Raw genomic sequence first — 20,814 nt, 5'->3', positions numbered from 1 at the left:
CCCGCCGGAAAAGGTTAGATCAAAGTTTTGCCATGGCGTACGAAGGTCGGTTTGACCACCCGTACCGGGTACCACTTGCCACGGATTTCCACTTCGGCGCGGTCGGCAGTTGCCATCGGAACACGCGCCAGGGCAATCGATTTGCTCAGCGTAGGAGAGAAACTACCACTGGTGATCTCCCCTTCGCCAACATCGGCGATGCGAACCACTTGATGAGCGCGCAAAACACCACGTTCTTCCAGGACCAGACCAACCAGTTTGTGCGCAATGCCGGCAGTTTTTTCCGCCTCCAGCGCAGCACGGCCGATGAATTGGCGGGTGGCCGGTTCCCAGGCAATGCTCCAGGCCATGTTCGAGGCCAGTGGCGAAACGTCTTGGTGAATGTCCTGACCGTAGAGATTCATCCCGGCTTCAACCCGCAGGGTATCGCGGGCACCGAGGCCGATCGGGGAAATGCCGGCACCGACCAGATCGTTGAAGAACCCAGGCGCCTGATTGGCCGGCAGGCAGATTTCCAGGCCATCTTCACCGGTATAACCGGTACGCGCGATGAACCAGTCACCGTCGGTATAGCCTTCGAAGGGTTTGAGGTGCTGGATCAGCGTGGCGCGCGACTGGGTCACCAGTTCGGCAATCTTGTGCCGGGCCTGTGGGCCTTGGATGGCGAGCATCGCCAGCTCGGAGCGCTCGTGCAGTTGCACGTCGTAATCGCCGCGCTGCGCGTTCATCCAGGCCAGATCCTGATCGCGGGTCGAAGCGTTGAACACCAGTCGATAAGCGTCGTCGAGGCGGTAGACGATCATGTCATCGACGATGCCGCCACGCTCGTTGAGCATGGTGCTGTACAACGCACGGCCGGGGCGGTGCAGGCGGTCGACATCATTGGCCAGCAAATGCTGCAGCCAGGCCTTGGCCTGGGTGCCGGTGACATCGATCACGGTCATGTGGGAAACATCGAACACCCCGCAATCGCGGCGCACTTCGTGGTGCTCCTCGACCTGCGAGCCGTAATGCAGTGGCATGTCCCAACCGCCAAAATCGACCATCTTCGCGCCGAGGGCGAGATGCAGGTCATACAGAGGCGTACGCTGTCCCATGGGTTTCTCCTTCCGGGCGTGGCGAAGGTGCGGACAGCCGCTGTACGGGGTGAAAGCCGCGAAATAGAAGGCTTTCAGCCGATTTCAGCGAACGGGTCTGTCAGACGAACCGCACCGAATGCCGCGCATTGTAGCCGCATGATTCAGGACTGACGACTAAGTGTTTCGATGCGCCGAGCGGCGGATCAGTCCGATGACCGGCAGTAGACCGACCAGAACCAGGGTCAGCGCTGGCAAAGACGCCCTCGCCCATTCACCTTCACTGGTCATTTCAAAGATCCGCACCGCCAGCGTATCCCAGCCAAACGGGCGCATCAGCAGGGTCGCGGGCATTTCCTTGAGGACATCGACGAACACCAGCAGCGCCGCGCTCAGCGCGCCGGGCAGCAACAGCGGCAGATACACTTTGAAAAACAGTCGCGGACCACTGACACCCAGGCTACGTGCTGCTTCGGGCAAAGACGGCCGTATACGCGCCAGACTGCTTTCCAGCGGCCCGTACGCCACCGCAATAAAACGCACCAGATAGGCCATCAGCAACGCCGCCAGGCTGCCAAGCAGCAGCGGTTTGCCCGCGCCACCGAGCCAACCGGAGAGCGGAATCACCAGCTCGCGATCCAGATAACTGAACGCCAGCATGATCGACACCGCCAGCACCGAACCCGGCAAGGCGTAACCGAGATTGGCCAGGCCAACGCCGGAGTTGATCGCGGGCGTCGGCGCCAGTCGCCGAGCGAAGGCCAGCAGCAACGCGACGCTTACGGTAATCAGCGCCGCCATGCCGCCCAGATACAAAGTGTGCAGGATCAGCCCGGCGTAGCGCTCGTCCAGATCGAAACGGCCGCGCTGCCAGAACCAGACGATCAGTTGCAGCAGCGGAATGACGAAGGCGCAGGCGAACACCAGTGCGCACCAGCTCATCGCCGCGAACGCCTTGAGCCCGCGCAAGTGATACAGGGCTTTCACCCGTGGCCGCTCGTTGCCCGCCCGATTGGCGCCACGCGCGCGACGTTCGCCGTAGAGCACCAGCATCACCACCAGCAGCAACAGACTGGCCAGCTGCGCCGCACTCGACAGGCTGAAGAAGCCGTACCAGGTCTTGTAGATGGCGGTGGTGAAGGTGTCGAAGTTGAACACCGAGACCGCGCCGAAATCCGCCAGGGTTTCCATCAGCGCCAGTGCCACGCCGGCGCCAATGGCCGGACGCGCCATCGGCAACGCCACACGCCAGAACGCTTGCCACGGCGATTGGCCAAGCACCCGCGCCGCTTCCATCAGGCCTTTACCCTGAGCGAGGAATGCGGTGCGCGCCAACAAATAAACGTAGGGATAGAAGACCAGCACCAGCACGATGATCACCCCGCCGGTGGAGCGCACGCGCGGCAGCCGCAGGCCGCTGCCGAACCATTCGCGCAGCAGGGTCTGCACAGGGCCGGCGAAGTCGAGCAGGCCGACGAAAACGAAGGCCAGCACATAGGCGGGAATGGCGAAAGGCAGCATCAGCGCCCAGTCGAGCCAGCGCCGGCCGGGGAATTCGCAGAGGCTGGTGAGCCAGGCGAGGCTAACACCCAGCAGCGTCACACCGACACCGACGCCAACGACCAGCGTCAGGGTATTGCCCAGCAGGCGCGGCATCTGGGTTTGCCACAGGTGCGACCAGATCTGTTGATCGATGGTCTGCCAGGAGAGCAGCAGAACGCTCAGGGGCAACAGCACCAGCGCGGCGATGGCGAAGACGATGGGATACCAGCGGCGTTGGGCGGGGTGGGCCACTTTTGAATCTCTGGAGGGAATGGGTGTTCTTGGGAATAGGGTTTCAGGTGGATATTGCTGCCCTCACCCTAGCCCTCTCCCTGAGGGAGAGGGGACTGACCGAGGCGTTCGTTCAAGCTACATCGACCTGAGATATCGAGTTGAACTCAGGAGTTGAATCCAACACAGATCGGCTCCCTCTCCCTTGGGAGAGGGCTGGGGTGAGGGGCAGCGATCTTGAAGCAGACAAGTCTATCGGAAACGCCTCAATTCCAACCCGCCCGATCCATCATCCGGATCGCTTCAGCCTGACGCTTGCCCGCCACTTCCACCGGCAAGGTGTCAGCGACAAACTTGCCCCACGCCGCCACTTCTTCCGAAGGCGCCACCGCCGGGTTGGCCGGAAACTCCTGGTTCACGTCTGCGAAAATCTTCTGCGCCTCGGGCGTGGTCATCCATTCAACCAAAGCTTTGGCCGCTTCCGGGTGCGGCGCGTACTGGGTCAGGCCAATGCCCGACAGGTTCACGTGCACGCCACGATCGGCCTGATTCGGCCAGAACAGCTTCACCGGCAGTTCCGGCTTCTGCTTGTGCAGGCGGCCGTAGTAGTAAGTGTTGACGATGCCGACATCACATTGCCCGGCGTTGATCGCTTCGAGCACCGCGACATCATCGGAGAACACGTCGGTGGAGAGGTTGTTGACCCAGCCCTTGAGGATCTTTTCGGTCTTCTCGGCGCCATGGACTTCGATCATGGTCGCGGTCAGCGACTGGTTGTAGACCTTCTTCGCCGTACGCAGGCACAGGCGCCCTTCCCAGTTCTTGTCGGCCAGTGCTTCGTAGGTGGTCAGCTCGCCCGGCTTCACGCGTTCAGTGGAGTAGGCGATGGTCCGCGCGCGCAGGCTCAGGCCGGTCCAGGCGTGAGTGGACGAGCGATATTGCAGTGGAATGTTGGCGTCGATGGTTTTCGAGGTGAACGGCTGGAGGATGCCCATCTGCTCGGCCTGCCAGAGGTTGCCGGCGTCAACGGTCAGCAGCAGGTCGGCAGTAGCGTTTTCACCTTCGGCCTTGATGCGCTGCATCAGCGGCGCTTCCTTGTCGGTGATGAACTTGATCTTCACCCCGGTCTTGGCGGTGTAGGCATCGAAGACCGGTTTGATCAGCTCATCGATGCGCGACGAGTAAACCACCACCTCATCAGCGGCCTGGGCCGTTGTGCTGCCGATCAGGGTCAGGGCCAGTGCGGTCAGAAGACGCTTGGGTGCCAACATGGGAGTGGTCTCTCGGTCGGAAAATGTGGGCCAAATGATAAGGACTCACATTTACCACCTCAATCGAACTCTTTTTGAAGGAGTTACCAGATGTTGCACAGTTTGAAAATTGTGGTGCCTGGCCGGGCGCCATCGCGAGCAGGCTCACTCCTACATTTGGAATGCGTTCCCCTGTAGGAGTGAGCCTGCTCGCGATGAGGCCATCAGCAGCAACGAAGAGATCAGGGTTTGGCGAGGGCCGGAAGATCACCGGTCAACCCGAGGGCTTCACGCACAAACAGCGCCTTCGCCTCCGGCATCTGCTCCACCAGCTTCAACCCGGCATTGCGCAGCCACCTGACCGGCAAAGGATCCGCCTGGAACAACCGCTCAAAACCTTCCATCGCCGCCATCAGCGCCAGGTTGTGCGGCATGCGCCGGCGCTCGTAACGGCTCAGCACCTTCACCTCCGCCAAGCGCTCGCCACGCTCGGCCGCCTGCAACAGCACTTCGGCCAGCACCGCAGCATCAAGGAAACCGAGGTTCACACCCTGCCCCGCCAACGGGTGAATGGTGTGCGCCGCATCGCCGATCAGCGCCAGCCCTTCGGCCACATAGCGTTTGGCATGACGCTGACGCAGCGGCACGCACAGTCGCGGATCGGCACTGACGACTGCGCCGAGGCGACCTTCAAAGGCGCGCTCCAGCTCTCGGCAGAACGCCGCTTCATCCAGCGCCATCAAGCGCTCGGCTTCGCTCGGCGTGGTCGACCAGACGATCGAACACCAATCCTGCTGCCCGTCACGCTCAAGCGGCAGAAACGCCAACGGCCCGTGATCGGTAAAGCGCTGCCACGCGGTCATCTGGTGCGACTTGCTGCTGCGCACGCTGGTGACGATGGCGTGGTGCATGTAATCCCACTCGCGCGTGGCCATCCCGGTGAGGCGGCGAACGGCCGAGTTGGCACCGTCAGCGGCAATCACCAATGGCGCGCGCAGCTGACGACCGTCAGCCAGCGTCAGCAACCAGTCATCGCCCGAGCGGCGCATCTGTTCCAGCCGCGCATTAGCGAGCATGCCCAGATCGCAATCGTGCAAACGGTCGAGCAAGGCGTCCTGCACCACACGGTTTTCGACGATATGACCCAGCACCTCGGCGTGCACACTGCTCGCCGAGAAATGGATCTGTCCGGTGCCGCTGCCGTCCCAGACGTGCATGTCGGTGTACGGGCTGCTGCGGCGCTTGGCGATCCCTTCCCACACGCCGAGGCGTTCGAGGATGCGTTGGCTGGCTGCCGACAGCGCGCTCACACGCGGTTCAAATGCCGCGTCGGCATCGAACGGCTTGACGCTCAGCGGGCTGCCATCGAGCAGCAGGACTTCCAGCTCGCTGTCCTGCAACGCCAACGCCAGGGCGCTGCCGACCATTCCGGCTCCGACAATCAGCAGATCTGCGCGCATTTCCATGCTTTAAGCCTGTCTCGCTTGCGGCTTGAGCCGCACGTAAAGGGTTTTACCGACCCGCGCCACCAGATTGCCGGCGCCGTCATGAATGTCGACCTGCAACTGCGGCAGGTATTTCTCGCCATTGGCGGTTTGCCGGCGAATCTCGGCGAGCAAGGTCTCGTCGATATTGAAGCGGGCGAACACCGGGCCTTTGCCCGGCGCAATGAAATCGATATCGGCAGCCTTGTCCCAGACAATGTACTTCGAGCCGAGGTTTTCCATGAGCATCAGCATGAAAAACGGGTCGACCATCGAATACAGGCTGCCGCCGAACTGGGTGCCGACGTAGTTGCGGTTGTACCAGCCAAGGCCCATCGACACTTGAATGTCGCGGAAGTCATCGCTGATGTGCCGAACCCGCACGCCAGCACCGAGGTACGGCGGGTAGAACGTCATCACCCAGCGCATCAACCGCGCCTTGCCGAATTTAGCGGTCAACCACTTAAGCATCCGGACGCGTTCCCAAACCCATGGCCTGACGGGCAAACCAGCGTTTGGCCGGTGGCAGCAGATCGAGACCGAGCAAACCGATGTTGCGGCCCAGCGACACCAATGGCTGCGTGCTGCCGAACAGCCGCGTGACCTGATCGGAGAAACCGACGGTAAGGTCCTGATCCAGACGCTGACGCTCGCGATACGCCTGCAACGTGGCGAAGTCGCCCAGCGGCTTATCGCTGGCCAGCAACGCAGCGGCCAAGGCATCGGCGTCACGCAGCGACAGGTTGAAACCCTGCCCGGCTATCGGGTGCAGGCTGTGCGCCGCGTTGCCGAGTACAGCCAGATGCGAGCGCACCTGCTCTTCGGCCTCGACCAACGTCAGCGGATACAAATGCCGTGCGCCAACCTGTTTCAACGTGCCGAGGCGATAACCGAATACGCCCTGCAATTCGCTGAGGAAATCACGCTCGCTCAAATCGGCCAGACGCTGCGCGTCCATGCCCAAACGGGTCCAGACCAGAGCACAGCGGTTTTCCGGCAGCGGCAGCAAGGCCATCGGCCCTTCGTCAGTGAAACGCTCGAAGGCCATGCCGTTGTGCGCTTCGCTCGGGGTGATGTTGGCGATCAGCGCGCTCTGGTTGTACGGACGCTTGCGCACGTTAATGCCTAGCTGCTCGCGCAGACCGGAACGACCGCCATCGGCGAGCACCGCGAGGTCGCATTCAAGGGTGGTTTCATCATTGAGGGTCAGGCGATAGCCATCGGGCAGCGGTTCCATGCGTGTGACCTCCGCCGGGCAACGCCAGCTGATCACGTCTTTGTCGATGTGCTGCCACAGGCACTGGCCGAGCCAGGCATTTTCCACCACGTAACCGAGCGCTGGTACGCCCTCTTCCATCGCCGACAGACGCGCGGTGGAGAAGCGGCCACGGTCAGAAACATGAATCTGTTTGATCGGCTCGGCGCGACGGGAGATTTCCTGCCACACGCCCAGCCGTTGATAAATCTGCCGCGAGCCGAAGGACAGCGCCGACGAACGTGCGTCGTAACTCGGCTGCCAGCTGTCGCCTGGTGCAAACGGTTCGATCAGGACGATCTTCCAGCCACGCGCCTTGGCCCCTGCCTGCAAGGCCAACGCCAGACTGGCGCCGACCAGACCGCCACCGATGATTGCCAGATTGACTCGACTCATGCCGCGTGGGTCCTTGCTTGCGCCATCAGCGCTTCGATTTCAGCGACGGTTTTCGGCACGCCGCTGGTGAGGATTTCACAACCTGTTTTGGTCACGACCACGTCGTCCTCGATACGTACACCAATGCCGCGCCATTTTTTCGCGACGTTCTGATTGTCCGGGGCGATGTAGATGCCCGGCTCTACGGTCAGCGCCATGCCGACCTCGAGCACTCGCCATTCGCCGCCGACCTTGTACTCACCAACGTCATGCACATCCATGCCCAGCCAGTGACCGGCGCGGTGCATGTAAAAGGCTTTATAGGCTTCGCTGGCGATCAACTCGTCGACCTCACCCTGCAGCAATCCCAGTTTCACCAGCCCCGTGGTAATCACTCGAACCGTGGCTTCGTGCGCCTGATTCCAGTGCTTGTTCGGGGCGATTTCGGCGAACGCGGCTTCCTGCGAGGCCAGCACCAACTCATAGATCGCTTTCTGCTCGGGCGAAAACTTGCCGTTGACCGGCCAGGTGCGGGTGATGTCGCTGGCGTAGCAGTCAATCTCGCAACCGGCATCGATCAACACCAGGTCGCCGTCCTTGAGCAGCGCGTCATTCTGCTGGTAATGCAGGATGCAGCTGTTGCGTCCGGCGGCGACGATCGAGCCGTAGGCCGGCATCTTCGCCCCGCCCTTGCGGAACTCGTAGTCGAGTTCGGCTTCGAGGCTGTACTCGTAGAGCCCGGCCCGACTGGCCTGCATCGCACGGATGTGGGCTTGCGCCGAGATCCGTGCGGCTTCGCGCATCACCTTCACTTCTGCCGCCGATTTATACAGACGCATGTCGTGCAGCAGATGATCCAGGGCAACGAATTCGTTCGGCGGCTGGGCGCCGAGGTGCGCCTTGGAGCGGATCACATTGATCCAGTCCATCAGGTGACGGTCGAATTCAGGGTTGCTGCCCATCGCCGAATACACCCGGTCGCGGCCTTCGATCAGGCCCGGGAGGATGTCGTCGATGTCGGTAATAGGGAAAGCGTCATCGGCACCGAAGTCGCGGATCGCGCCCTCTTGCCCGGCGCGCAAACCGTCCCACAATTCGCGTTCGGCGTTGCGCTCACGGCAGAACAGCACGTATTCGCCATGCTCACGGCCGGGCATCAAAACGATGACAGCCTGCGGCTCAGGAAATCCGCTGAGGTACTGGAAGTCGCTGTCCTGACGGTAGACATGCTCGACGTCGCGGTTGCGAATGGCCACCGCGGCGGCGGGCAGGATCGCGATGCTGTTGGGTTCCATCTGCGCCATCAGGGCCTTGCGGCGACGGCTGTATTCCGCTTTCGGGATATGAATCATGGGCAGATGGCTTTCCCTGGCACGCGATTAATGCAGCGACGGCTTGGCGGCTGGCGGCACGTCGGCTTTCTTGGTTTCCGAGAACAGCAGCAGCGGCGCGACGCGCAGATACTCCATGACTTCCATGTAGTCGGTTTCGCCGTCTTCGGATTCTTCGAGAGCATCCTGCACTTGGGAAATGGCGGCCAGATCCTGCAGCACTTCGGTGGCTTCAGTGCTGAGCATGCTGCTGTCGCGGCAGTTCAGGCCGAAACCGCTGAGGAAGCCCTGGCACCATTGGCCCAGTGCAGCGGCGCGGTCAGCCAGCGGTGCGTCATCGGTCGGCAGCAGCAGAACGACAGTGACGTCGTCGCCGGTCAGCTCGCCTTTGACCATCTCTTGCAGGCCGATCAAGGCGTTACGGACATTGTCCTGCGGTTCGCTTTCGAGCAACTCGGCAGCATCGATCAGCCACTCTTCGGCATTGAAGCCGGCACCGGCGCAGCTACGGCCAAGCAGCAGGCCATGCAGTTCGGCAGGCGAGACGTTGTGGCCGCTGGAAGTCAGCAGGGTGGCAAAGGCTTGGTACGGGGAATTCGCATTGGTCATGGGCAGCTAGGCGCCAGACGGCGCTATGTCTAGAATGAAGGCCTTGTATCCTACATCGACAGACTCGCCAAGACTATTAAAGGCTGTCCGCCAGCTACCTCCCATCAGACGAACACGTGGACACAATGGAAGACACCGACCTGCAAGCGCTGATGGCCAGACTCGAACTGTTGATTGGCCGAGTCGAGCAACTAAAGAGTCAAAATGCACTCTTACTAGCTCAGGAAAAGACCTGGCGCGAGGAACGCGCTCACCTCATTGAAAAAAACGAAATCGCCCGGCGTAAGGTCGAATCGATGATTTCGCGCCTCAAGGCCCTGGAGCAAGACTCATGAGTTCAAGCAATAGCGTCACCGTGCAGATCCTCGATAAAGAATATTCGATCATCTGCCCGCAGGAAGAACGCAGCAATCTGGTCAGTGCCGCGCGCTATCTGGATGGCAAGATGCGTGAGATTCGCAGCAGCGGCAAAGTCATCGGTGCCGACCGTATCGCCGTGATGGCCGCGCTGAACATCACCCACGACCTCTTGCACAAAGAAGAGCGTCCGGACATCCAGGCCAGCGGTTCGACCCGTGAACAGGTGCGCGACTTGCTCGATCGTGTCGATCTGGTCCTCGCCGACGATCAGAACACCAGCAAGGGCTGATTCAACTGGCCGCTTGCGGTATACTCGCGGCACTCCCTGGGGTGCTTGCCAGTTGACGATGTCCCTGAGCCGATTCGCACTACCCTGGAAGTTGCACGTTGGGCTGGTGTGCATGTCCGCTAGACGGAAAGCCTTAAAGTCTACTGCATCTTCCACCTTGAACTTTCGGGTTCAAGGGCTAAGTTGACAGCGGTTCATCCGGGGAGCCTGATTCGAATCCGATGTCGGTGAAAACCGCCATCGGATTTTTTATGCGTACGTTTTCGTCCAACCTGCCGAAGCCGAACCATGACTGAACCCGCGCTGCTGCCCCGCCCGCAACTCCGCCGCCTGCTGCGCAAGGCGCGCCGTGCGCTGACCAAGAGCGAACAACGCCAGGCTGCCAAGGGCCTGTACCGGCAACTGGCACAAGACCCGCACTTTCGCCGGGCCAGACATATTTCTCTGTACCTGCCCACAGACGGTGAAATCGATCCGCGCCTTCTGCTGCGCGAAGCTCAACGTCGGGGTAAATCGACTTATCTGCCGGTGCTCAGCGCCTGGCCACGCACCAAGATGGTTTTCCAACGCATTCGTCCCGGCGAGAAACTTAAACCCAATCGCTTCCGCATTCTCGAGCCGCGAGCCAATCTGGCACAGCAACGCAAGGTCTGGGCACTGGATCTGGTGTTATTGCCGTTGGTAGGGTTTGACGATGTCGGCGGGCGACTGGGGATGGGCGGCGGTTTCTATGATCGCAGCCTGGCGTATCTGGCTCGGCGAAAAAGCTGGCGCAAGCCGACGCTGCTGGGCCTGGCCCATGAATGTCAGAAGGTCGAACGCTTGGCGCAGGCAAGCTGGGATGTACCGTTACAAGGCACGGTCAGCGACAAGGCTTGGTATTTCGCGGGATAGGACGCCGCGCAGATCAGCGGCGTCGAGAAAGCCGTTTCAGCGCTTGAAGGCTGTCGACTGTTGCACCTGTTGCGCGACTTCAATCGGCGCGTCGGCCTTGTTCGACCACAAGCTCTGCGCATAACCGGTGGTTACGACGCCCAAGCCAAACAAAATTACCAAAGTCCATAGTAGATCCGGTTTGCGTTTCATCGATTGCCCCCCTCAAGGCATATCATCACGATGACAGCAGCGGTTTCCGTTCGTAGGCCGTGCAGCAGCGTCAAGCTTTAAAGGCCGGCATTTTGCGACAACGTGAACCTGCGCGCAAACGCTGACGTCAACCGACTGTCGGTTTGTCATAAAATTGCCCGACAACCTGCCCAATGACCGTTTCAGGAGCAAAAACCATGGCCTATTGGCTGATGAAGTCCGAGCCCGACGAACTCTCTATCAAAGGTCTGGAAAAGCTCGGCACAGCGCGCTGGGACGGAGTTCGCAACTATCAGGCGCGTAACTTCCTGCGCTCGATGGCCGTGGGTGACGAGTTCTTTTTCTACCATTCCAGCTGCCCGGAGCCGGGGATTGCCGGTATCGGGAAAATTATTCAGGCGGCGTACCCGGATCCCACCGCACTGGAGCCGGAAAGCCACTACTTCGACCCGAAGGCTACTCCAGAGAAGAATGCCTGGAGTGCGATTGATGTTGCGCACGTCGAGACGTTTGCCCGGGTATTGAAGCTGGATTACCTCAAGCAGCAGACCGCGCTGGCCGAGATGCCGTTGGTGCAGAAGGGCTCGCGGTTGTCGGTCATGCCCGTGACGGCCGAACAGTGGGCGGCGGTGATTGCGCTCAAACCCTGAGGAGTATGTTGCCTGAAACATCGCCATCGCGAGCAGGCTCACTCCTACAGGGAAACGCATTCCAACTGTAGGAGTGAGCCTGTTCGCGATGAGGCCAGCCCGGACAACAAATGACTTACTGAATGATCAGGTTGTTGAACAACAGATCCTCAACCACCGGCTTGCCGGTCTCGTCATTCATCACTTGCTGGGTCTGCTTCAACGCTTCCTGACGCAGCTTCTCTTTACCCTCGATGCTGCCCATCGCCTCGGTGGTCTGCTGGGTGAACAGTGCCACCAGCTGATTACGGATCAGCGGCTCGTTGGCCTTGACCAGTTTGGTCGCCTCCTCACCGGTCACGCGCAACGCCACATCGGCCTTGTAAACCTTAAGCTTCGGCGTGCCGTCCAACCCGTAGTTGCCCACGAACGGCGGGCTCAGGGTGATGTAGTTGACCTTCGGCGCCTCGCCTTCTTTAGCTTCTTCGGCCAGCGCTGCCACAGGCAGAGACAGGGCCAGCAACAACATGATCCACGCTTTCACAATTCGCTCCTTATCCGGTTTGCGGCCTAGCATAACGACCCGCCACGCAAGCACAAGCTTATGGCTGACTATCAGGGCCGGGCATGCTCGTTGACCCGTTGACTGACACACCTACACTTATCGGCCATCACTCCCAAAGGAATAGCCCTGATGAAAGCCGTGCTGTGCAAAGCCTTCGGCCCTGCCGAATCGCTGGTGCTGGAAGACGTCGCCAGCCCTGTCGCGAAGAAGAACGAAATCCTCCTGGAGGTGCACGCCGCCGGGGTCAACTTCCCGGACACGCTGATCATCGAGGGCAAGTACCAGTTCAAGCCGCCCTTCCCGTTCTCGCCGGGCGGCGAAGCGGCCGGAGTGGTTCGCGAAGTCGGCGAAAAGGTCAGCCACCTCAAAGTCGGTGACCGGGTCATGGCCCTGACCGGCTGGGGCAGTTTCGCCGAACAGGTTGCGGTGCCGGGCTACAACGTCCTGCCGATCCCGCCGTCAATGGACTTCAACACCGCCGCCGCGTTCAGCATGACTTACGGCACCTCGATGCACGCCCTCAAGCAACGCGCCAACCTGCAAGCGGGGGAAACCCTGCTGGTACTCGGTGCGTCCGGCGGCGTCGGTTTGGCGGCGGTGGAAATCGGTAAAGCCATGGGCGCTCGCGTCCTCGCCGCCGCCAGCAGTGCCGAGAAACTCGCGGTGGCCAAAGCTGCCGGTGCCGATGAGCTGATCAATTACAGCGAAGCCAGCCTCAAGGAAGAAATCAAACGCCTCACCGATGGTCAGGGCGCTGACGTGATCTACGACCCGGTCGGTGGCGATCTGTTCGACCAGGCCATCCGCGCCATCGCCTGGAACGGCCGCCTGCTGGTGGTCGGCTTCGCCAGCGGACGCATCCCGGAACTGCCGGTAAATCTCGCCCTGCTCAAAGGCGCGGCGGTACTCGGCGTATTCTGGGGTTCCTTCGCCCAGCGCCAGCCGCAGGACAACGCGGCGAACTTCCAGCAGTTGTTCGGCTGGTTTGCCGAGGGCAAGTTGAAACCGCTGGTATCGCAGGTGTACTCATTGAGCAATGCGGCGCAGGCGATCAATGATCTTGGCCAGCGCAAGGCTGTCGGGAAGGTTGTGGTAAAGGTTCGCTGAGACTCTTCAACGACCGGGCGACGCCGCAATGTCGCCCGGCATCAGATGTTCCTGAACCTTTTCGCTCTGTGACCCAACCAGCTTTCCCTTGTCATCGAAGCGCAGAACGATCAGCCAGTCGTAAACATCCACCGGCCATTTCGGCTGGCCGATCAGTGCCGGACCATCGCCGCCGAAAGCGGCAATCAGTTTATTGATGTGGCCGTGATGCCAAGCGATCAGCACTGTTTTCGCCTGATTGTGCTTGTGCAGCAGGCTGACCAGTTTGTCGACGTCGTTATTGGCGTAGGGCTGCTCGATGGGCAATTGCAGGCGCTGGGACAGTGGAATCAGTGTCTGACGCGGTCGGATGCTTTCCGGGCTGTCGGCGGTAGCGATCAGACGCTGGGGCGTGAGTGTCTGGTCGTCCAGTTGCAACGAGGTGAAATAGTCCGCATAGGCAGCGGCGCGCTGTTCGCCCCGGGCATTGAGTTCACGGCCGACTTCAGGCTTTTCCGCATGACGGACGATCAATACGGTGACATTGCGCAGGCCTGGCGCTGCAGAACCCTGTGCGAAGCTCAACACCAGTACTGAAGCAGTCACCGCAGCAACCATCAACAGTCTGGGCAATAGCCTGCGAACTTTCGGGGTCATCGTTTATCTCGCGAAATCAGTCGATCTGTAAATCGTGAGTCTAAGTCACAACGTCCCGAGCGCGACGAAAACGCCCTGTTCTTACAGCTGAGCGACAGGTTCGTAAAGGAACGCGCGACTTCCAACATTTTCCGCTATTTGCTCGATGCGAACCGGTGCTATTTTCGGTAACGAAACTGTAACATTCGCATCCGCAGTCAAAACAAGAAATCTGGAGCTCTTGAATGTTTGCTTTCTTTCGTCCTGCCGCACATCAGGCTCCATTGCCTGAAGAAAAAATAGACAGCACGTACCGACGCCTGCGCTGGCAGATCTTCGCCGGTATCTTCTTTGGCTACGCGGGTTACTACCTGCTGCGCAAAAACTTCTCGCTGGCCATGCCGTACCTGATCGACGAGGGCTACAGCCGTGGTGATCTGGGTCTGGCGATGTCGGCGATCGCCATTGCCTATGGCCTGTCGAAATTCCTCATGGGCCTGGTGTCCGACCGTTCCAACCCGCGCTACTTCCTGCCGTTCGGTCTGCTGGTCTCGGCCGGGGTGATGTTCATTTTCGGTTTCGCGCCTTGGGCAACGTCCAGCGTAACCATGATGTTCATCCTGCTGTTCATCAACGGCTGGGCCCAAGGCATGGGCTGGCCGCCAAGTGGCCGGACCATGGTGCACTGGTGGTCGCAGAAGGAACGCGGTGGCGTGGTATCCGTGTGGAACGTGGCGCATAACGTTGGCGGCGGCCTGATCGGCCCGCTGTTCCTGCTCGGCATGGGCTTGTTCAACGACTGGCACGCGGCGTTTTACGTACCGGCAGCCGTGGCGCTGGGCGTGGCGGTATTTGCCTTCATCACCATGCGCGACACCCCGCAATCGGTCGGCCTGCCACCCATCGAGAAGTACAAGAACGATTACCCGGAAGGCTACGACGCCAGCCACGAAGACGAATTCAGTGCCAAGGAAATCTTCGTCAAATACGTGCTGCGCAACAAAATGCTCTGGTACATCGCCATGGCTAACGTCTTCGTTTACCTGCTGCGCTACGGCGTACTGGACTGGGCGCCGACCTACCTGAAAGAAGCCAAGGGTTTCACCGTCGATAAAACTTCGTGGGCTTACTTCTTCTACGAGTGGGCGGGCATTCCCGGCACGCTGCTGTGCGGCTGGATGTCGGACAAGATCTTCCGTGGCAACCGTGGCCTGACCGGTATGGTGTTCATGGCGCTGGTGACCGTGGCGACCCTGGTTTACTGGCTGAACCCGGCCGGCAACCCGACCGTTGACATGATCGCGCTGTTTTCGATCGGCTTCCTGATCTACGGCCCGGTGATGTTGATCGGTCTGCAGGCGCTGGAACTGGCGCCGAAGAAAGCCGCCGGCACGGCTGCGGGTTTCACCGGCCTGTTCGGCTATCTGGGTGGTTCGGTCGCGGCCAGTGCGGCGATGGGCTACACCGTTGACCACTTCGGCTGGGACGGCGGTTTCGTCCTGCTGGTGGGCGCTTGCCTGCTGGCGATGGCCTTCCTGGCCCCGACGCTATGGCACAAGCAAGTCGCCAGTCAGAGCCGTGAAGCAGTCGCTTGATCGCTTTGTGATTTACAGCGCTTGAGCCGCGCCTCCAGATTACGGTCTGGCATGGCGTGGCTGCGCAGGGCGTGGGCGGTCTGCTCGACATAATCGCGAGTGGTGCCGTAACGCCCGCAAGCGCTTGCGAACACCTGGCTCAGCACGTGATCCGGCAAGTTGCCGGCATAGCTGGGCAGGTGTCGCTCCAAAACGAATCCCAAGGCCTGCACCTGAGTGCCATCTTCGAGCCGGCAGTTGAGCCAGTGTGGCCGGTAGGACGGCACCGGCATCTCGCGTTTCCACAAGGCGTACAGCGCCGCGTCGAGATTATCTTCCGGCAAGCGATAGGCGAAGCCACTGCACGAACCGCCGCGATCCAGACCAAACACCAGACCGGGCATTTCCGGCGTGCCGCGATGCTCGTGCGACCACAGGTACAAACCGCGATGGTAACCATGCACGCGGCCGCGCACCCGCTCCACCGCCGAGCATTCAGGCCGCCAGATCAGTGAGCCATACGCGAACAGCCACACCGGCCCGCCCTTGTGGCGCGCCATGGTTGACTGCATGGAAGCGAGAAGTTGTTCGTGCGTCAGCTGCGGCCCAAGATCGAGCCGCGGAGGGTAATTCAAATTCAGAAAAGCGTTTTCAATGGCGCTCATGGCGAATAGCGTTCAGCTCCCCGCGGGTGAAGAATTACTTAATAGAACGCACCGCTGTAACAATAAGGCACATATGTTTTAAGGCAATTTGAGTGCCATGGCACAGTTCTTAATTGATTGCCTGATTGATATAACCTAGCGGCATTTATGCAATTACATAAATACCGATCGGCTATATAGCGAGTTATAACGAATCAGGAGCGGGGGGCGTAAGCGAACACGTCGGCGCGCATTTGATGAGCGTCCATACCCGCTTCAACCAGAGCGTCCAGCGTGCCGTAGACCATGGCCGGCGAGCCGCTGGCGTAGACGTGCAAGGACTTCAGATCCGGGAAGTCTTCACACACTGCCTCATGCAGCATCCCGCAGCGTCCTTCCCAACCGCATTGATCGCTGACGACTTTGTGCAGGAACAGATTGGGCAACTTCAACCATTCGTCCCAATGCTCGATCTGATAGAAATCTTCCGGACGGCGTACGCCCCAATACAGATGCACGGGGTGTTTGAAGCCGTTGGCGCGGCAGTGTTCGATCAAGGCGTGAATCTGGCCCATGCCGGTGCCAGCGGCGATCAGCACCAGCGGCCCTTCCGGCAGCTCGGCCAGATGCGTGTCACCGAATGGCAGCTCGACACGCACCATCGCGTTGCGTTGCAGCTGTTCGATCAGGCTCAGTGCACTGGCTTCGCGCGCCAGCACATGGATTTCCAGATCACGCCCGCCGTGGGGTGCCGAGGCCATAGAGAACGCCGACTTCTCGCCGTTCTCGCGCTCGATCATCAAATATTGCCCGGCGTGATAACGCGGTGACTTGCCCGCCGGCGCACGCAGACGCACGCGCCAGGTGTCGCCGCCGACGTCCCGGCACTCGATGACCTGACACGACAGGCTGCGCACCGGCAGTTCTCCCAGCGCGAGCACGCCATCCCACAGCAGGATGCAGTCTTCCAGCGGCTCGGCTATGCAAGTGTAGAACTCGCCGTGGTCGTGCACTTTGCCATCCTGCGCGACGCGGCCTTCAACCAGCAACGCCGCACACACATGACAATTACCGTTGCGGCAGCTTTGCGGGCATTCGTAGCCCAGACGCCGCGCGCCGTCGAGAATCCGCTCACCGGGCTGTATCTCAAGCACTGCTCCGGAGGGCTGCAGGGTTACACGCATCAATCTATTCCTAACTGATTCCAGATGGCATCGATCCGTTGGGTGACGGCGTCGTCCTTGACGATCACACGGCCCCACTCGCGAGTGGTTTCGCCCGGCCACTTGTGGGTGGCATCGAGGCCCATTTTCGAACCCAGGCCGGAGATCGGCGAGGCGAAGTCGAGGTAGTCGATCGGCGTGTTATCGATCATCACCGTGTCGCGCTTGGGGTCCATGCGCGTAGTGATGGCCCAGATCACGTCGTTCCAGTCACGGGCGTTGATATCGTCGTCAGTGACGATAACGAACTTGGTGTACATAAACTGTCGCAAAAACGACCAGACACCGAGCATCACGCGCTTGGCATGCCCCGGATACGACTTCTTCATGGTCACGATGGCCATGCGATACGAGCAGCCTTCCGGCGGCAGGTAGAAGTCGGTGATTTCCGGGAACTGCTTCTGCAGTATCGGCACGAACACTTCATTCAGCGCCACACCGAGGATCGCCGGCTCATCTGGCGGACGGCCGGTGTAGGTACTGTGGTAGATCGGTTTGATCCGGTGGGTGATGCGCTCGACGGTGAACACCGGGAAGCTGTCGACTTCGTTGTAGTAACCGGTGTGGTCGCCGTAAGGACCTTCGTCAGCCATCTCGCCCGGGTGAATTACGCCTTCGAGGATGATTTCGGCGGTGGCCGGCACTTGCAGGTCGTTGCCACGGCACTTGACCAGTTCGGTGCGATTACCGCGCAACAGACCGGCGAAAGCGTATTCGGAGAGGCTGTCCGGCACTGGCGTCACCGCGCCGAGAATGGTCGCCGGATCCGCACCCAGGGCGACGGACACCGGGAACGGCTGGCCCGGATGCTTCTCGCACCACTCGCGGAAGTCCAGCGCGCCGCCACGGTGGCTGAGCCAACGCATGATCACCTTGTTGCGGCCGATCACTTGCTGACGATAGATGCCGAGGTTCTGACGATCCTTGTTCGGGCCTTTGGTGACGGTCAGACCCCAGGTGATCAGCGGGCCGACGTCGCCGGGCCAGCAGGTCTGCACCGGCAGCATCGCGAGGTCGACGTCGTCGCCTTCGATGACCACTTCCTGGCACACCGCGTCTTTGACGACTTTCGGCGCCATCGAGATGATCTTGCGGAAGATCGGCAGTTTCGACCATGCGTCTTTCAAGCCCTTCGGTGGCTCCGGCTCCTTGAGGAACGCCAGCAGCTTGCCGATTTCGCGCAGCTCGCTGACCGACTCGGCGCCCATGCCCATCGCCACCCGTTCAGGCGTGCCGAACAGGTTGCCGAGCACCGGGATGTCGTAGCCGGTGGGTTTCTCGAACAGCAGTGCCGGGCCCTTGGCCCGCAGTGTGCGATCGCACACCTCGGTCATTTCCAGCACCGGCGAGACGGGAATCTGGATGCGTTTCAACTCTCCGCGCTGCTCAAGCTGCTGCACGAAATCCCGAAGATCCTTGAATTTCATTGACGATGGCACCCTCAAAATAGGCGTACATCCTACCTGCTCTGACGGGCAAACAGCAGCCCGTCAGCGCCTGGCATCAATCAATTGTCGCTGGTGCCCAGCATCAATGGCGCAAACAACGGGCTCAGTCTGGCGCTGCCAACGTCCGAAAGATGATCGGCATCCTTGTATTGCGAGTGGCCATCGACATCAATGGCGCACAAGCCGTCCTTGCACATCAGCGGCGTCGGATCGATGACATGAATGCCGGAATCAGCGGCGCTCATCGAGCCGAACAACGACGTGAAAAACTGCTGGCGAGCCAAGTGTTCGCTGAGCGGGCGACCGAGACCTTCTGCCGAACGGCCGATGCGCGCCAGACTGGTCAGACGGTCGATGAAGCTCTTGTGTTGCAGTGGCACTTCCTTGAACAGCCAGACTTGCACACCCGCTTCACGCAACTCGGCCACTTGCGCCTTGAGGGCGGCAGCCATGCGCTGCTCTGCCTGGCGCGGGTTGTCCTTGCGATCAAGCAGGAACTGTAGATCGCCATCGCCGTCTTCACGACCATAAACGTACAGACTCCAGTTCGCCGCCAACACCACGTCCTTGATCCCCAGACTCGTGACGCGGTCCATGTTGCGCTGGTTGAAGTCTTTGCACTGAGGGCGCAAGTGGTCATCGATGATCGGCGGGCACCCGGTCAAGCTGTACAGCCACACCGGCTGCACGTTGCGCCCGGCATTGCCTTCAATGGCTGGCAACAACGCTGCGGCGTGACTGTCGCCCCAGAACATTTTTGTCACCGTAATATTTTGATCACCGCCCACAAGGCAGGATTTGGTCAGTGCCTTGTCCGTGCTCAAGTGCATGCATTTCGACTGCCCGGCGTTCCACTCGCGCGATTGCGCATATTCCAGCGCCTTGCCGGTCAGACGCTGCGGAACACCGTCTGCCGAGCGAATCACCGAGCCGGTGATCGCCAGCACCGTGATCGACACCAGACCGCCGACCAACACCGAGTTACGACTGGCAAACACACGCTTTTCACGGAAGGGTAGTTCGATATAGCGCAGGCTCAGCCAGGCCAGCGCCAATGCCAGAGCCATCCAACCGAGCGCTTCCAGCGGCTGGATACCGTCGATGGAGATCGCATTGGCATACACGTAAACCGGCCAATGCCACAGATACAGCGAATAGGAGAGCAAGCCGATCCACACCAGAACCCGGATACTCAACAACCGGCCCGCCCACGTTGGGCCCTGTGCACCCGACCAGATCAGCGCCGTCGTGCCCAATACCGGCAGCAATGCTGCCCAGCCCGGAAACACCGTGGACTTGTCGTAGGTGAACACCGCCACCAGCACCGCCGCCAGTCCGGCCAGGCCCACCGACTGGCGCAGCCACGGCCGTGCGACGTGTTTCGACGCGGGCAGCACCGCCAGCATTGCTCCGCAGAGCAACTCCCAGGCGCGGGTCGGCAGCGCGAAGAAGGCGAATTCAGGCCGGCGTTCGATATAAATGAGGTTCAGGCCAAACGACACCAACAGGACCGCGAACAGCATCCAGCGCCAATGACGGACATACCGCATCAGCAACACCATCATCAACGGGAAGAAGATGTAGTACTGCTCCTCCACCGCCAGCGACCAGGTATGCAGCAGCGGTTTGAGCTCCGACGCCGGCGCAAAGTAGCCGTCTTCGCGCATGAACAAGATGTTGGAAATGAACAGCGACTGATAACGAATCGTGCGTCCCAGTTCGGCCAGGTCTTTGGCCGTCAGCAACAGCCAGCCTAATGCCAGCGTGACCACCACAACCACAGTCAACGCCGGCAGGATGCGTCGGGCGCGACGCCCCCAGAAGTCGAGGAAGCTGAAGCGCTGCGCGCTGATTTCACGAAACAGGATTGAAGTGATCAGAAAACCGGAAATGACGAAGAACACATCAACGCCGACAAAGCCGCCGCTGAATGTGTTGAATCCGAAATGAAACAGGACGACGGGAATAACCGCCAGCGCCCGTAATCCGTCGATATCACGGCGATTGCCAAACGTGTGCATAACCTTTCTTATCCTTGTAGGTACAAACCGCTCCAGACAAGGACAGTAGCGCGTTACGAAAGTTATGCGGCGCGTACGCAAAAAAAAACGCCCCCTTTCG

The 20,814-nt window shown here is 60.5% G+C and carries 21 protein-coding genes and 1 other RNA gene; 7 read left to right on the top strand and 15 right to left on the bottom strand.

What is annotated here, in order from left to right:
• Positions 1-14: 14 nt before the first annotated feature.
• The 8 genes from gcvT to BMY54_RS02135 all read right to left on the bottom strand — a co-directional run bounded on the left by gcvT (position 15) and on the right by BMY54_RS02135 (position 9,153).
• Positions 15-1,097 carry a glycine cleavage system aminomethyltransferase GcvT gene (gcvT, locus tag BMY54_RS02170; RefSeq protein WP_093429762.1) on the bottom strand — a complete coding sequence of 361 codons (1,083 nt, stop codon included), beginning with the start codon at positions 1,095-1,097 and terminating at the stop codon, positions 15-17.
• Between the two features lie 156 nt (positions 1,098-1,253).
• Entirely contained in the window at positions 1,254-2,870 is a 1,617-nt protein-coding gene (locus BMY54_RS02165) for an ABC transporter permease (RefSeq protein ID WP_093429761.1), read from the bottom strand.
• Between the two features lie 245 nt (positions 2,871-3,115).
• Positions 3,116-4,120, bottom strand: coding sequence for an extracellular solute-binding protein (locus BMY54_RS02160; protein WP_093429760.1), 1,005 nt, complete (start codon positions 4,118-4,120; stop codon positions 3,116-3,118).
• 221 nt (positions 4,121-4,341) lie between these two features.
• Positions 4,342-5,559, bottom strand: coding sequence for a 2-octaprenyl-3-methyl-6-methoxy-1,4-benzoquinol hydroxylase (locus tag BMY54_RS02155; RefSeq protein WP_175559544.1), 1,218 nt, complete (start codon positions 5,557-5,559; stop codon positions 4,342-4,344).
• Positions 5,560-5,568: 9 nt separating this feature from the next.
• Positions 5,569-6,054: a DUF4442 domain-containing protein gene (locus BMY54_RS02150; RefSeq protein WP_093429758.1), complete on the bottom strand. Its 486-nt coding sequence runs from the start codon at positions 6,052-6,054 to the stop codon at positions 5,569-5,571.
• The gene (gene ubiH / locus BMY54_RS02145; protein ID WP_093429757.1) at positions 6,047-7,234 is read right to left on the bottom strand and encodes a 2-octaprenyl-6-methoxyphenyl hydroxylase; all 1,188 of its coding nucleotides are present in this window, start codon (positions 7,232-7,234) and stop codon (positions 6,047-6,049) included. Before ubiH ends, BMY54_RS02150 begins: the two co-directional genes overlap by 8 nt.
• Positions 7,231-8,565: a Xaa-Pro aminopeptidase gene (gene pepP, locus BMY54_RS02140; RefSeq protein WP_093429756.1), complete on the bottom strand. Its 1,335-nt coding sequence runs from the start codon at positions 8,563-8,565 to the stop codon at positions 7,231-7,233. Before pepP ends, ubiH begins: the two co-directional genes overlap by 4 nt.
• Positions 8,566-8,592: 27 nt before the next feature.
• Positions 8,593-9,153, bottom strand: coding sequence for a YecA/YgfB family protein (locus BMY54_RS02135; RefSeq protein ID WP_093429755.1), 561 nt, complete (start codon positions 9,151-9,153; stop codon positions 8,593-8,595).
• Positions 9,154-9,278: 125 nt separating this feature from the next.
• Here BMY54_RS02135 and BMY54_RS02130 point away from each other — a divergent pair, with 125 nt between their 5' ends.
• The 4 genes from BMY54_RS02130 (at position 9,279) to BMY54_RS02115 (ending at position 10,696) form a co-directional block, all read left to right on the top strand.
• Entirely contained in the window at positions 9,279-9,488 is a 210-nt protein-coding gene (locus BMY54_RS02130; RefSeq protein WP_007911197.1) for a TIGR02449 family protein, read from the top strand.
• Entirely contained in the window at positions 9,485-9,802 is a 318-nt protein-coding gene (locus BMY54_RS02125) for a cell division protein ZapA (RefSeq protein WP_093429754.1), read from the top strand. Before BMY54_RS02130 ends, BMY54_RS02125 begins: the two co-directional genes overlap by 4 nt.
• Positions 9,803-9,832: 30 nt before the next feature.
• Positions 9,833-10,011: non-coding RNA, 6S RNA (gene ssrS / locus BMY54_RS02120), on the top strand.
• Positions 10,012-10,090: 79 nt separating this feature from the next.
• The gene (locus BMY54_RS02115; RefSeq protein ID WP_093429753.1) at positions 10,091-10,696 is read left to right on the top strand and encodes a 5-formyltetrahydrofolate cyclo-ligase; all 606 of its coding nucleotides are present in this window, start codon (positions 10,091-10,093) and stop codon (positions 10,694-10,696) included.
• A 36-nt stretch (positions 10,697-10,732) separates the two neighbouring features.
• Here BMY54_RS02115 and BMY54_RS30540 read toward each other — a convergent pair whose 3' ends face one another.
• Positions 10,733-10,888 (bottom strand): hypothetical protein, encoded by a 156-nt coding sequence (locus BMY54_RS30540; protein WP_016985917.1) that lies wholly within the window; start codon positions 10,886-10,888, stop codon positions 10,733-10,735.
• Positions 10,889-11,085: 197 nt separating this feature from the next.
• Here BMY54_RS30540 and BMY54_RS02105 point away from each other — a divergent pair, with 197 nt between their 5' ends.
• Positions 11,086-11,538, top strand: a complete 453-nt coding sequence (locus BMY54_RS02105) for an EVE domain-containing protein (protein ID WP_093429752.1) — start codon at positions 11,086-11,088, stop codon at positions 11,536-11,538.
• Between the two features lie 115 nt (positions 11,539-11,653).
• Here the strand turns inward: BMY54_RS02105 and BMY54_RS02100 are convergent, their stop codons facing one another.
• Positions 11,654-12,061 (bottom strand): flagellar basal body-associated protein FliL, encoded by a 408-nt coding sequence (locus tag BMY54_RS02100; protein ID WP_027610485.1) that lies wholly within the window; start codon positions 12,059-12,061, stop codon positions 11,654-11,656.
• 150 nt (positions 12,062-12,211) lie between these two features.
• Here BMY54_RS02100 and BMY54_RS02095 point away from each other — a divergent pair, with 150 nt between their 5' ends.
• Positions 12,212-13,189, top strand: coding sequence for an NADPH:quinone oxidoreductase family protein (locus tag BMY54_RS02095; protein ID WP_093429751.1), 978 nt, complete (start codon positions 12,212-12,214; stop codon positions 13,187-13,189).
• Between the two features lie 6 nt (positions 13,190-13,195).
• Here the strand turns inward: BMY54_RS02095 and BMY54_RS02090 are convergent, their stop codons facing one another.
• A complete protein-coding gene (locus BMY54_RS02090) occupies positions 13,196-13,825 on the bottom strand; it encodes a flagellar basal body-associated protein FliL (RefSeq protein WP_093429750.1) in 630 nt (209 codons plus the stop codon).
• Between the two features lie 224 nt (positions 13,826-14,049).
• Between BMY54_RS02090 and glpT the strand changes: the two genes are divergently transcribed.
• A complete protein-coding gene (glpT, locus tag BMY54_RS02085) occupies positions 14,050-15,399 on the top strand; it encodes a glycerol-3-phosphate transporter (protein ID WP_016985912.1) in 1,350 nt (449 codons plus the stop codon).
• Here glpT and BMY54_RS02080 read toward each other — a convergent pair.
• The 4 genes from BMY54_RS02080 to BMY54_RS02065 all read right to left on the bottom strand — a co-directional run bounded on the left by BMY54_RS02080 (position 15,375) and on the right by BMY54_RS02065 (position 20,714).
• Positions 15,375-16,043 carry a gamma-glutamylcyclotransferase gene (locus BMY54_RS02080; protein WP_093429749.1) on the bottom strand — a complete coding sequence of 223 codons (669 nt, stop codon included), beginning with the start codon at positions 16,041-16,043 and terminating at the stop codon, positions 15,375-15,377. The two genes, glpT and BMY54_RS02080, sit on opposite strands and share 25 nt — an antisense overlap.
• Before the next feature lie 194 nt (positions 16,044-16,237).
• A complete protein-coding gene (locus BMY54_RS02075) occupies positions 16,238-17,206 on the bottom strand; it encodes a CDP-6-deoxy-delta-3,4-glucoseen reductase (protein WP_093429748.1) in 969 nt (322 codons plus the stop codon).
• A complete protein-coding gene (gene ubiD / locus BMY54_RS02070) occupies positions 17,206-18,672 on the bottom strand; it encodes a 4-hydroxy-3-polyprenylbenzoate decarboxylase (RefSeq protein WP_007911173.1) in 1,467 nt (488 codons plus the stop codon). The genes BMY54_RS02075 and ubiD overlap by 1 nt, the downstream gene beginning before the upstream one ends.
• Before the next feature lie 80 nt (positions 18,673-18,752).
• Positions 18,753-20,714 (bottom strand): acyltransferase family protein, encoded by a 1,962-nt coding sequence (locus tag BMY54_RS02065; RefSeq protein WP_093429747.1) that lies wholly within the window; start codon positions 20,712-20,714, stop codon positions 18,753-18,755.
• Between the last annotated feature and the right edge of the window lie 100 nt (positions 20,715-20,814).

This window comes from Pseudomonas sp. ok266 (assembly GCF_900110195.1).
In the GTDB taxonomy this organism is placed as follows: domain Bacteria; phylum Pseudomonadota; class Gammaproteobacteria; order Pseudomonadales; family Pseudomonadaceae; genus Aquipseudomonas; species Aquipseudomonas neuropathica.
Note: the sequence above shows the minus strand (reverse complement) of the source record. Positions and strands in the feature narration are given on the sequence as shown.